This window comes from Terrisporobacter hibernicus, from assembly GCF_020809405.1.
Classification (GTDB): domain Bacteria; phylum Bacillota; class Clostridia; order Peptostreptococcales; family Peptostreptococcaceae; genus Terrisporobacter; species Terrisporobacter petrolearius.
On the sequence record NZ_CP081135.1, the window covers coordinates 1539289 to 1552446 of the forward strand.

The window sequence follows — 13158 nt, forward strand, 5'->3', positions numbered from 1 at the left end:
CCCCCTATTCATTCCTATTAATTCCTTCTGATATACTCATTTTTTCTAGTTTTTTCTTAGACAAGTACACCGATATAATACAAACTACTATTACTAAAAAAGTAAATATTACTATTTCATTAAAAGGCACTTCAAATTTTTCTAGATTCTTAGCACCAAATCCAGTTTCCATAATTTCATTAACCATAGATACATCCTTGTATCCTTTATATATAGCATGAGCAGACCCTAGCATGCAGCTAATAAGAGCATAAATTAAAGACTCCTTAATAAGCATACTTCTTATCTTTTTCATACTCATACCAATACTTCTTAATGTTGATAGCTCTCTAGTTCTAATTAGTATTCCTGTTTTTATAGTGTAGTAAATATTTAAAGATGCTACTACAGACATAAGCAATAATAAAAACATACTTTGCATCTTATCCATTGCCTGTAATTTTTCTTGTTCTGCTTTATATCTCCCTCTACTTTCTATATTGTTATAATCCTTATTTCCAATCATTTTTTCTATTTTATTTTCAACTTCCTTTTCTTTTCCACTAGAAGCTTTTACTCCTATTACATTGACATCATTTATATTAGTCAATTTAGATAATTCCTCTATTGGCATTATTACCGTTATCATTCTTCCATAGAAATTATTTAAAATCCATTTTCTGTTTAAGAAACCAGCGATTCTAACTTTTTCCACTTTATAACTTAGCTTTCCATCATTTACTGATGGTATTTTAATTTCAATTATTTCCCCAATTTTTAAATCCTTATCTATTGGTTCATTGGTTCCATCAGTATGATTATTTACCAAAACATTTATATATTCACTATTTTTCTCATCACTTTTTTCTTCTATGTTTTTATCTAATTTTTTCAGATCTTTTTCTGTATAACCCCTAACTTCTAAATATGATTCTTTCTTATTCATAGACCCAGACAACACTAATTTTCCATCTACATAGTCTACATCATCTATATTTTTAATTTTTTCTACATCACTATTACTATACATTCCTAGAGCATTTTCCACATTATAATCGTCTTTATTTAGTTTTATATCATATTCATCAATATTTTGACTTGGCATATGCATTACATCCATACCAATTTTGTTGTAATTTGATAATGCAGTTATATACATAGACCCAACTAATCCCATAGATAATATACAAAGAATGGTTCTTGTCCTAAATCTAAATACATTTTTATATGCCATCTCTCCAGTTATATTAAATACTTTTCTTATCCATTTATAATAAAATCTATTTTTAAACTTTCTGTCACTAAAACCGTTATCTCTCATTCCTTCTACTGGAGATATTCTAGTAGCCTTGTATATGGGAACTATATTTGAAATAAACACCGTAATAATTGCTATTAATATGGGTATCAATATTGCTTCTTTAGTTATATAAAGGCTTGGATTTTGAGGGTACATTTTAGATATATAATTATACACATACGCTCCGCCAATTAAGAATCCAGAGGATATACCAATGGTTACCAATATTAAACTTTGTATAAAAATCATAGAACATATTTGGTGCCTTTTAGCACCTATGGCTCTTAACATCCCTATTGATTTTTTCATATCAAATAAAGTCATTACAAAAATATTGCATATTAAAAGCGCCGATACAGCTATAGGTAATAACATATTTCTTATTTCATAGGTTGTTGCTTCTTCACCAACACCAAGAGAGTTTAGCCCTTGAATTAAGCCGATATTCATAAAGAATTTATCTTCTGTAAGGCCGTATTTTTCCATTCGTTTATACATATTATCCATTGTAGAATCTTCATTTTCTACATTTAAAATACCATCATTAGTAATAAGATTTTCTGGTATTAAATTTTTATATCCACCTGTAAAAGCTTTAAGTGTATATTCTTTATATTCTTCGTAGTAGTTCTTAGGTCTGCTGACTATTCCAACTAGTTTAAATTTATAATTTTTATTGTATATTTCATCATTTCCATCATGACTTTTATATTTTTTAACTATGTTAAAATCTATGTCTTCACCTAATTTATTTTCTAAATTCATTTCCTCTATAGCTTTATTATCTAAAACTATCTCGTTTTCATTTTTGGGTGCCCTTCCATTTATAAGTGTATATTCACTTTGTTTTAAATAGTCTGGACTATACGTATTAAGAGTGCTCTTAACACCATTTTTATAAACAATGCTACCTAAATTGATTATTGTATATGTATCATCCCTTGTATCATCATTTAATATTTTTTGCAATGCTTCATCATCAATATCACTATATTCATAGTCATAAGTTCCAAATGTGTTATGTAGCTTTTCTGTTCCTAATTTTATATTTGTTTGTTTTTGTACAATATTAGAAAATGATATCAACGTAGCTAACCCTATTGCTATTACTATAGAAAAACTTCTTCCTTTTTGATTTTTCAAATAATAAAAAGCTAATTTTAAAACACCCTTCATTCTTTTCCTCCCTTTATCGTCGATTGTATTTTTATAATTGCTTCCCCTCCATATATTAATTTTTCTTATATCTAACTATATCTAAAAAAATCATAAAAATATTATATTTTATAAGATTGTGCTCTCTTTGTTATAAAGATTTAATAAAAAACAGCTTTCGTTATAAATTTGTAAAAAAAAAGAAACAGGAAAATTCCTGTTTCTTTTATCTATTTCAATATAAATATTTTAATATTTAAAAACTAGCAAGTGAAGAATAATTTAGCTATTCCACCTTTTGAAGTTTCTCTGTATTTATCCATCATGTCTCTACCAGTTTCGTCCATTATTTTAACTATTTGGTCAAAAGTAACTTGATGTTCTCCATCAGTTAATAATGAATAGTTAGCAGCATCTAATGCTCTTTGAGCACCCATTGCATTTCTTTCTATACATGGTATTTGAACGTATCCGTAAGCTGGGTCACAAGTCATTCCTAAGTGATGTTCTAAACCGATTTCCGCAGCATATTCTATTTGTCTTAATGATCCACCTTTTAAGTAAGCTATTGCAGCAGCAGCCATTGCACAAGCAACTCCTACTTCACCTTGACATCCAACTTCAGCACCTGAAACAGATCCGTTTCTCTTAACAAGAACACCAACTATACCTGCTACAGCTAAAGCTTCAACTAATTGCTCATCAGTGTATCCTTCATAGTCTTTCATTGCGAAGAATATTCCTGGTAAAACACCTGCAGAACCACATGTTGGAGCAGTTACTATAACGTATCCTGATGCATTTTGCTCTGAAGCAGCTAAAGCATAAGCATAAACTAATGTATTTAATTGCTTCTTAGCAAGATATTGCTTATAGAAATATCCAGCTTTTCTTTCTAGATTTAATTTACCTGGTATAACTTCTGTAGCTTTTAAACCGTCTTCTACTGATTTTTTCATAGCATCTTTAATAGTTACTAAGTAATCCATTATATCAGCATCGTCGTAAGTTTTTACGTAGTCTACGAAGTTTTTATTATTTTGGTTACACCAAGCTATTATTTCTTCCATAGTTGAATGAGGGTAAGTGTCGTTTCCACCTGCATTTCTCATTCCTTCTTCAGCTATTGTACCTCCACCAACAGAGTAGATAGTCCAATCTCCCATTACGTTTCCGTCTGCATCTATAGCTTCTAACATCATACCATTTGGATGATATGGTTTAACTATATCTTCTCTCCAAAGTATTTCAACTTCTTTTGGCTCAAGCGTTTTCTTGATTATATAATCAGTTAAATGCCCTTCTCCTGTTGCAGCTAAGCTTCCGTATAAGTGAGCTTTATAGCTAACAGCTTCTGGGTATTTGTTCTTAAATTGTTCAGCAGCTCTTTGTGGTCCCATTGTATGTGAGCTGGAAGGTCCATTACCTATTTTGTAAAGTTCTTTTAGTGATTCCATTTTGTTCCTCCTCGGGGATTTAGATATTCTTTTTATTTTAATAAGAAAACATATTCCCAATTAAAATTATATATTTCCAATAATAATAGTAATTTAAGAATTATTTACCTCTAAAAAATATTTTTATAAATATTAAATAACATATAAAACATTTTACCTAAAATGCGACAAAAAATCTAGATGTTGTTTGAGGTAATTTTTTACATTTTTATTGATTTTTTCATTTTTTTGTACTACTATTATTAATAATTTAAAAAAACTATCTTAACCTAGGGTAGAGGTGCAGTGGTTAAAAGTATTTGAAAGTAGTCGGCAGACGTTAATATTCAAAGAAAGGAACCATTGCCGAAAAGGTAATCTTGGCAAAGATTATTTTTGGGGTTATGCATAATATGTATAACACTGTCACTTATTTTTAAGTGGTGAGCTACAAGGTTTACTTTGACATGTCGTTTTAAACGTACAAAGTATACCTTTGTACGTTTTTTTATATATATAAATATAAAGCTCTCCCTTAAATTTTCTCTATGTTATTAATGTTAAATCTAAAATATATTACGGGGTGATTAAAAATGAAAAAAATTAATGTTGCTTTAGTTGGTGCCACTGGTATGGTGGGAAGAACTTTTATAAAAATTTTAGAAGAAAGAAATTTTCCAATAGATAATATCTATATGTTCTCTTCTGCAAAATCTGCAGGTACAACTGTTAAATTTGCAAACAAAGATGTGGTTGTAGAGGAATTAAATGAAAATTCTTTTGATAGAGATATACAAATAGCTCTATTTTCTGCTGGTGGAGGAATAAGCCAAAAATACGCACCAATAGCAGCTTCTAAAGGAGTAATTGTTGTTGATAATTCAAGCCAATGGAGAATGGATCCTAACGTTCCACTCGTTGTTCCAGAGGTTAACCCAGAAGCAGTAAAAAATCATAAGGGAATAATTGCAAACCCAAACTGCTCTACTATACAAGCTATGGTTCCTCTTAAACCATTACATGATAAATATGGTTTAAAAAGAGTTGTTTACTCAACTTACCAAGCCGTATCAGGTTCTGGAGTTAGAGGAGTTCAAGACTTGGAGGATGGAATCCATGGAAAACCAAACACTTTCTACCCTCATCCTATAGCCTTTAACTGTCTTCCTCATATAGATGTTTTCGAAGAAAACGGATATACAAAAGAAGAAATGAAAATGGTAAATGAAACTATGAAAATCTTAGAAGACTATAATATTAAAGTTACTGCTACTACTGTAAGGGTTCCAGTAAGAGGTGCTCACAGTGAGTCTATAAACTTAGAGTTTAATAAACCATTTGAGTTAGAAGACGTATTTAGTACTCTAAAAAATACTGAAGGTATAGTTATAGTTGATAATCCTGCTAACAACGAATATCCTCTAGCAGTTGATGCTGAGGGTCATGATGAGGTTTACGTAGGAAGAATCAGAAGAGACTTCAGTGTGGATAATGGTGTTAATATGTGGGTTGTTGCTGACAACATAAGAAAAGGGGCTGCTACTAATGCAGTTCAAATAGCTGAATTATTATTAAAATATGATTTAGTATAAAAATGAACTTTAATAAATATTAATTAATAGAGATTAAATTTAAGGTAAAAAGGAGAGGTTTGTTTATGATTTTTAAAGGTTCTGCAGTTGCTTTAGTTACGCCATTTGATGAAAATGGAAAGGTTAATGTTAAAAAGATAAAAGAATTAGTGGATTTTCAAATTGAAAATGGCACTGATGCTATAGTTGCTTGTGGTACTACTGGTGAAGCCAGCACTATGAATGACGAAGAACATTTATTAGCAATCAAAACTATTGTTGATGCTGTTGATAAAAGGGTTCCTGTAATAGCTGGCACAGGTGGAAATGACACTGCTCACTCTATCTATATGAGTCAAGAAGCTGAAAAATTAGGTGCAGATGCTCTTTTAATTATAACTCCTTACTATAACAAGGCTAATAAATCAGGACTTAGAAAACACTTTGTATCTATTGCAAATAGTGTTAAACTTCCTATAATTTTATACAATGTTCCTTCACGTACAAAGGTTAATATCCCTCCTTCACTTGTTGCTGATTTAGCTAAAAATGTGGATAACATTGTAGCTCTTAAAGAAGCTTGTGGAGATTTAGCTCAAGTAGCTGAAGTTTGCAGGTTAGTTCCAGAAGGCTTCGCTGTGTATTCTGGTAACGATGACTCCATACTACCCCTACTTTCTCTAGGAGGGTCTGGAGTTATATCAGTTCTAGCTAATATTTGCCCACAGGAAACTCATGATTTAGTAGCAAAGTTTATGGAAGGTGATGTAGAAGGTTCTAGAGAATTACAATTAGGCATGAAACCTTTAATAGATGCTTTATTTATAGAAGTAAATCCTATACCAGTAAAAACTGCTGTTAATTTATTAGGATTTAATGTGGGAGACTTAAGACTTCCTCTAGCTGAAATGGAAGAACAAAATTTAGAAGTTTTAAAAAGAGAATTAGTTAATTGGGGACTAAAAATACAGGAGGCAACATGTTAAGAGTAATTATAAATGGTTATAGCGGTAGTATGGGTAAAGTTTTAACTAAATGTGTTAATGAAGATAGTGAGCTACAACTTGTTTGTGGTGTATCTAGAGATGAATTAGATGTGACTTTCAAAACTTATCATAAAATGAGTGAAGTAGAGGAAAATGCTGATATTATTATTGATTTTTCTAATCACTGTGCTATATATGATGTTTTGGACTATGCTACAAAAACAAAAACACCTTTAGTAATAGCAACTACAGGATTTAATGATGAAGAATTAGGTGAAATAGAAAAAGCTTCGGCTATTATTCCTATTTTCCACTCTTCTAATATGTCTCTAGGTGTGAATGTTCTAGTTAAATTAGTTAAAGATGCTGCCAAAGCTCTTAATGGGTTTGATATAGAAATAATAGAAAAACACCATAATAAAAAACTAGATTCACCTAGTGGTACAGCTGTTATGATAGCTAATGGAATTAAAGAGGTTCTGCCAGGTAGTGAATGTATCTATGGAAGATATGGTCGCAGTGAAAAGAGAAAGCCTACTGAAGTCGGTATTCACGCCATAAGGGGTGGAACTATAGTAGGAGAACATACTACTATATTTGCCGGCCATGATGAAGTTGTAGAAATAAAACATACAGCTCAATCTAAGGATATTTTTGCAAAAGGGGCTATTGCTGCTGCAAAATTCTTAGTAAATAAAGAAGCTGGATATTACAATATGAACAATATGTTAGACTAAAACTAGACAAAATTTGGAGGAAAACTATGGTTAACTTAAATGATGCGTATGAAATAGCTAAATATATAAAAGATGCTGAAAAACAAACACCTGTAAAAGTTTATGTTTCTGGTAATATAAAAATAGAAAAAAATGATAACTACAAAGTGTTTGGTCAAGAAGGTTCTTATATTTTAATTGGTGATTATAAAACTATAATGAAAGATGCGGAAAACTTTAAATCTTCTGTGGATGATATTCATATAGAATACGATAGAAGAAATTCAGCTATCCCTCTTTATAATTTCTTACATGCAGAAGCTAGAATTGAGCCAGGTGCACTAATAAGAGATATGGTTACAATAGAAAAAAATGCTGTAATCATGATGGGTGCTGTAATAAACATAGGTGCCGTTGTTGGAGAAGGGTCTATGGTAGACATGAATGCTGTAATAGGTGCTAGGGGAATGCTTGGTAGAAATGTACACCTTGGGGCTTGTTCTGTTGTTGCTGGTGTTCTTGAGCCACCTTCTGCTACTCCTGTTATAATCGAAGATGATGTATTAATAGGCGCAAATTCAGTTATTCTTGAAGGCGTCAGAGTTGGTAAAGGTTCTGTTGTTGCTGCAGGTTCTGTTGTTACAAAAGATGTTCCTCCAGGTGTTGTAGTAGCTGGCTCTCCTGCTAGAATAATTAAGAATAAAGATGAAAAAACTGCTGATAAAACAAAGGTTATGGAAGATTTAAGAAAACTAGATTAATCTAAAAATAAATTTAATAAAAGATTTAATAGTTATTTATAATACTACAAAAAGCACCTAGTTTTTATACTAGGTGCTTAAGTTCTTTTTTACAATATATTACTCCAGATTGTCTATAGCATACTTGGCTTGTTTTTTTGTAAATTTTTCTCCATATTCTGATGTTAATTGGTCATAAATTGCTTTTGGAGACATAGCCATGCTTTCTTGATATGTTTTTGCTTTTTTCAATGCATTTTCCTTCCAATTTGCGTCTACATTATCTATAGCATATTTAGCAGCTTTTTTTGAAAACTTTTCTCCATACTCTGATGTTAGTTGGTCATATAATCCAGCCTTAGACATATTCATAGTATCACTATATATTTTGGCTTTTTCCAATGCAGACTTATATTCTGTTGGAACATCTTCTTCCACTTTTTCTTCTACTGAAGCATCTTCTTTTGTTTTTTCTTCTACTGAAGCATTTTCTTCTGTTTTTTGATTCTTACTAATTTTCTGTTCAGTTCCAGTTGTCACACTATTTGTTTTAGTTGAATCTCCACCACCTGCTGAACCTATTGCTCCAACTATTACAAAGAATGCTATTACTATAAACCAAGGTCTTTTATATATTGGTTTCTTATTTTTTGCTCCACATCCTGGGCAAAACTTTTCATTAGATGCTACTTCTTTAGAACAAGATTTACATTGTATCATTTTTGACATTGCTCAATTCTCCTCTATTTATTAATAATATGATTTCTACAATATAAAGTATAATATATAACCCTTGTCGAAATTTATCATTTTGTGATAACAAATGCTGCATTTTTAGCTTTTATAATATTCACCTGGGAATTAATCTAAATAAGTCATATAGTATAATGAAAACCTAAAAAATTTGATTAGTCATAATAGATTGGTAAGTTGTGTATAGATATGCAAATAGTAGTGCTAATGGTACTTTAAACAAAATTAGAAGATAAATATTTGCTATATAAAAAAAGCACCTTTCGACTACGATTATATTTTAACCGTTGCCATAAAGGGGCTTTTATTTAACCAAAATTCTATGCTTATTGATCTTTCAACTTATTCCTTTTTATATCCAAATTAAAACACTTTAAATATAATCTTATCCTGCAAAATTCATTAATATAGGTACTAACATAACTGTTAAAACACCACAAATACCTATAGATAGAGATGACATAGCACCTTCCACCTCGCCCATTTCTAGAGCCTTACTTGTACCCATAGCATGAGCTGCCGTACCTAGCGCTATTCCTTTTGACACAGGGTGCTTTATCTTACCTATTTTTAATACTAAATCCCCTAATATATTTCCAAATATACCTGTTGCAATTATACAAACAACAGTTATAGATTCCACTCCACCTAGTGCATTGACTAATGATATTCCCATTGGTGTTGTAATTGATTTTGGTAAAATAGAGTAAACTATCTCGTTATTTGTTAAAGTTAATTTTCCTATAATAGTTATTATTATAAAAGAAGTTACTACTCCTACTACAATTCCAATAAGAATTTCTTTAAAATGCTTTTTAAATAAATCAAACTGTCTGTAAAGTGGTACTGCTAAAACCACTGTAACAGGCCCTAACATAAAATTCATTATATCTGCACCTATCTTAAAGCTTTCATAAGGTATATTTGTAATTTTTAAAAATAATATAATTAGTATTATGCATATTAATAAACCATTAAATATAGGTTTTTTTGCTTTTTTCTGTATAAATAAACCTATATTATAAAAAGCTAAAATTGTTACAAGTCCAAATAATTGTGTATTTAATATCTGCTCCATTGATTATCTCCTATCCCTCTACTATGCGAATCTTTCCTCGTCTGATTCTTCTTCCTCTACTCCAACTTGCTTTTTATGAATCATAATATCTACCGTTTTACCCGTTACAAACATAATAATCATAGTTGCAGCAGTTACGCTCAATAATAAAACAACCATATTTTCTCCTATTAAACCTAAAGAGTTTATAAGAGATACACCTGCTGGCACAAAAAATAGAGCCATGTTATTAAGTAAAAAATCTGATACTTCTTTAATTGTTTCTTCTTTTATTATTTTAAATTGAAGCAATAGAAATAAAATGATCATTCCTACTATTGTTCCAGGTATTTTAATAAAATCACTACATAAAGAGCTTATTAATTCTCCTCCTGCCCATATTCCAAATATTATTCCTAATTGATTAAATATTTTCATACTACCTTCCTCTTTTTTTATTTAATATAAAAATTATACAATATGATTTCATTTATATAAATATGAATATATAAACTTTATTTTTTATAATTTAACATTATATTTAATATTTCCACTATACTTATATTATCATAATGAAGGACGTAATTACAAAAAAATAAAAGGCATTGCTAATAAACAACGCCTTTTTATCTATTCTTATAAACCTTTAAAGTATTCTATTCCCATAGCTTCTCTTACTTCTTTTAAAGTCTGAGCCGCTACTTCTCTAGCATTTTCGCTACCTTTTTTTAATACTTCATATAAATATGCTTTGTCTTTTTCCAGTTCAGCTCTTCTCGCTCTTATTGGAGCTAACTCAGCTTGAAGCACTTCGTTTAAGTATCTTTTTACTTTAACATCTCCAAGACCACCTCTTGTGTAGTGGGCTTTTAACTCTTCTACGTAAGCCTTATCTGTACAGAAAGCGTCTAAATAAGTGAAAACTGTATTATTTTCAACGCATCCTGGATCTTCAACTCTTATATGATTAGGATCTGTAAACATACTCATAACTTTCTTTTTAACTGTTTCTTCGTCATCACTTAAATATATTGCATTTCCTAATGATTTACTCATTTTAGCCTTACCATCTATTCCTGGCATTCTTCCTTCTATTCCTTCTGGATACATTCCTTCTGGTTCAACTAACAATTCACCATATGTGTTGTTAAAGCTTCTTACAATCTCTCTAGTTTGCTCTATCATTGGTTTTTGATCGTTACCTACTGGAACTAAATCAGCTTTAAAAGCTGTTATATCAGCTACCTGACTCACTGGGTAAACGAAAAATCCTGCTGGTATTCCTTCTCCAAATCCTTTTTGTTTTATTTCATCCTTAACTGTAGGATTTCTACTAAGTCTTGCTACTGTAACTAAGTTTAAGTAATACACTGTAAGCTCTGCTAACTCCGGTATTTGTGATTGTATAAATATATTTGTTTTCTCTGGGTCTAATCCTACTGCTAAGTAGTCCTTAGTAACTTCCATCACACTATTTATTATTTTTTCTGGATTTTTTGCATTATCTGTTAAAGCTTGTTGGTCAGCTATCATAACAAACATATCGTATAGTCCTGAATTTTGTAATGCTACCCTGTTTTTTAATGAACCTGTATAATGACCTAAATGAAGTTTTCCTGTAGGTCTATCTCCTGTTAATATTATTTTTTTACTCATTTCTTCATCTCCTTATGATATTTATAGTTTTCAGTATTCTCTATAATTAAAAAACTCCGTCCTAAAACTATAGGACGGAGTGTTATATCCGCGTTGCCACCTAAATTGTGTACTATAAAATACACCTCTTAATTCTTGGTACTAGCATACCTCAACTGCTGTAACGTGCAATTCACGGTAAAGTCTACTCTCAACTGATTTCAATTTACTCCTAAAAGGTCCATTCATCAAATCTTTCTTGTTGAGATTCCACCATCCTCAACTCTCTATATCGAATCTTAATTTAACTACTCTTCCTTATCATGGGATTTATTATATGGTTTTCTATCTTAATCTTATTATCTTTTAATTTAAATGTCAATAAATTTACTTATTATATATTATTAATCAGTATTTCCATTGTTTACAATAAAAATTCATTTTTTTGTATTTCATAAATATATTAGGTTAAAATTGCTCTTCATTAACTTTATAACTTAAATATTATATTACGTATCACATTAAAATTAGGGTATTATAATTTTATATAACTAAATACATAACAAGGAAGTGATTGAAATGGAAATATATACATTAGGTCATTCTAATTACCCTTTTGATAAATTTATAGAAATATTAAAGAAATACAATATAGATTGTGTAGTTGATATAAGAGCTATCCCATATTCAAAGTACAATACTCAATATAACAAAGACTTTTTTCAAACAAACTTAAAAAGGTTAGGCTATACCTATATCTATATGGCTGATGAGTTTGGTGCTAGGAGAAAAACTAGAGCAAGTTATAACAATGAAGGATATGCAGATTTTGCTAAAGTTATATTAGAAGATGATTTTAAGAAAGGTATACAAAGATTAAAAATAGGTTGCATCAAAGGTTATAAAATAGTCTTACTTGGTGCCATGCAAGAACCTATAAGATGCCCTCGTGGCATATTAGTTGGAAAAGAATTACTTAAAGAGGGATTTGATGTAAAACATATAATGCACGAAGGTAATTTAAAAACGCAAAAATACTTGGAAGAACTTCTACTAGAAAAATATTTTCACCAAAGGAATCAACTTACCATAGATGTTTTATTTGATAATCATATGGACACTGACAATATGATTAAAGAAAGTTATAAGCTTGCCAATAAAGAAATTGGTTATAGAATAGAAAAATTAGACACTAAATAAATCCTTCAAACACATTGACCTATCATTAACAAATTTAGACAAAATTCAAGGGTGTAACATTTTTGTTACACCCTTTCATCTTACTATCTATCTTTATCTGTTACTACAAATACATATGGTATATTTCTATAATAGTCACCATAGTTTAATCCGTAACCTACAACAAATTTATCTTCAATTGTAAATCCGCAGTAATCAGGTACTAAATCTACTTCTCTTCTACTTGGTTTATCTAATAATACACAACATTTTATACTTGCTGGATTTTTAGATTTTAAATGATTCATTACATGGTTCATAGTATGTGCTGAATCTGTTATATCATCAACAACTAATACATCATATCCCTCTAAATCAGACTTTATGTCATTAACGATTTGAACTCTTCCACTTGAAGCAGTTCCATGTCCATAACTTGAAGTTGTCATAAATTCTATTCTTACCGGTACATCTAAAGCTCTAACTAAATCTGAGCAGAAAATGAAGCTACCTTTTAATAGAGATACAACCATTAATTTCTTGCCTTGGTAATCTTTTGAAAGTTCTTTACCTAATTCTTTGATTCTATCTTTTAATTGTTCTTCCGAGCATAGAACTTCCCATACTTTTTTATCAATATCCATTGATTAA

At 30.2% G+C, this 13158-nt stretch carries 12 protein-coding genes, 1 riboswitch and 1 other annotated feature; of the genes, 5 read left to right on the forward strand and 7 right to left on the reverse strand.

What is annotated here, in order from left to right:
* Positions 1 to 4: 4 nt before the first annotated feature.
* On the reverse strand, positions 5 to 2455 hold the full coding sequence (locus JW646_RS07425) for an ABC transporter permease (RefSeq protein WP_228417140.1): 2451 nt from the start codon (positions 2453 to 2455) through the stop codon (positions 5 to 7).
* Between the two features lie 242 nt (positions 2456 to 2697).
* Positions 2698 to 3891, reverse strand: a complete 1194-nt coding sequence (locus JW646_RS07430; RefSeq protein ID WP_148557074.1) for an L-serine ammonia-lyase, iron-sulfur-dependent, subunit alpha — start codon at positions 3889 to 3891, stop codon at positions 2698 to 2700.
* A gap of 267 nt (positions 3892 to 4158) precedes the next feature.
* A riboswitch (Lysine riboswitch) is annotated at positions 4159 to 4329 on the forward strand.
* Between the two features lie 134 nt (positions 4330 to 4463).
* Here JW646_RS07430 and JW646_RS07435 point away from each other — a divergent pair.
* The 4 genes from JW646_RS07435 to dapD all read left to right on the forward strand — a co-directional run bounded on the left by JW646_RS07435 (position 4464) and on the right by dapD (position 7904).
* Positions 4464 to 5462, forward strand: coding sequence for an aspartate-semialdehyde dehydrogenase (locus JW646_RS07435; protein WP_228417141.1), 999 nt, complete (start codon positions 4464 to 4466; stop codon positions 5460 to 5462).
* Between the two features lie 65 nt (positions 5463 to 5527).
* Positions 5528 to 6427, forward strand: coding sequence for a 4-hydroxy-tetrahydrodipicolinate synthase (gene dapA / locus JW646_RS07440; RefSeq protein WP_074919552.1), 900 nt, complete (start codon positions 5528 to 5530; stop codon positions 6425 to 6427).
* Complete coding sequence (gene dapB, locus JW646_RS07445; RefSeq protein WP_228417143.1) at positions 6421 to 7164, forward strand: 4-hydroxy-tetrahydrodipicolinate reductase; 744 nt, start codon at positions 6421 to 6423, stop codon at positions 7162 to 7164. The genes dapA and dapB overlap by 7 nt, the downstream gene beginning before the upstream one ends.
* A gap of 26 nt (positions 7165 to 7190) precedes the next feature.
* Positions 7191 to 7904 (forward strand): 2,3,4,5-tetrahydropyridine-2,6-dicarboxylate N-acetyltransferase, encoded by a 714-nt coding sequence (gene dapD, locus JW646_RS07450; protein WP_228417145.1) that lies wholly within the window; start codon positions 7191 to 7193, stop codon positions 7902 to 7904.
* Positions 7905 to 8003: 99 nt separating this feature from the next.
* On the opposite strand, the gene JW646_RS07455 is transcribed toward dapD, so the two are convergent.
* The 4 genes from JW646_RS07455 to trpS form a co-directional block, all read right to left on the reverse strand.
* Entirely contained in the window at positions 8004 to 8612 is a 609-nt protein-coding gene (locus JW646_RS07455) for an Ltp family lipoprotein (RefSeq protein ID WP_228417147.1), read from the reverse strand.
* Between the two features lie 409 nt (positions 8613 to 9021).
* Positions 9022 to 9714, reverse strand: coding sequence for an LrgB family protein (locus tag JW646_RS07460; protein WP_074919555.1), 693 nt, complete (start codon positions 9712 to 9714; stop codon positions 9022 to 9024).
* A 21-nt stretch (positions 9715 to 9735) separates the two neighbouring features.
* The gene (locus JW646_RS07465) at positions 9736 to 10131 is read right to left on the reverse strand and encodes a CidA/LrgA family protein (RefSeq protein WP_074919556.1); all 396 of its coding nucleotides are present in this window, start codon (positions 10129 to 10131) and stop codon (positions 9736 to 9738) included.
* Between the two features lie 198 nt (positions 10132 to 10329).
* Positions 10330 to 11349, reverse strand: a complete 1020-nt coding sequence (gene trpS / locus JW646_RS07470; RefSeq protein WP_074919557.1) for a tryptophan--tRNA ligase — start codon at positions 11347 to 11349, stop codon at positions 10330 to 10332.
* Between the two features lie 67 nt (positions 11350 to 11416).
* Positions 11417 to 11662, reverse strand: a binding site (T-box leader).
* A gap of 245 nt (positions 11663 to 11907) precedes the next feature.
* Between trpS and JW646_RS07475 the strand changes: the two genes are divergently transcribed.
* The gene (locus JW646_RS07475) at positions 11908 to 12528 is read left to right on the forward strand and encodes a DUF488 domain-containing protein (RefSeq protein ID WP_148557070.1); all 621 of its coding nucleotides are present in this window, start codon (positions 11908 to 11910) and stop codon (positions 12526 to 12528) included.
* Between the two features lie 83 nt (positions 12529 to 12611).
* Here JW646_RS07475 and hpt read toward each other — a convergent pair whose 3' ends face one another.
* Positions 12612 to 13151 carry a hypoxanthine phosphoribosyltransferase gene (hpt, locus tag JW646_RS07480; RefSeq protein WP_148557069.1) on the reverse strand — a complete coding sequence of 180 codons (540 nt, stop codon included), beginning with the start codon at positions 13149 to 13151 and terminating at the stop codon, positions 12612 to 12614.
* Positions 13152 to 13158 lie beyond the last annotated feature (7 nt).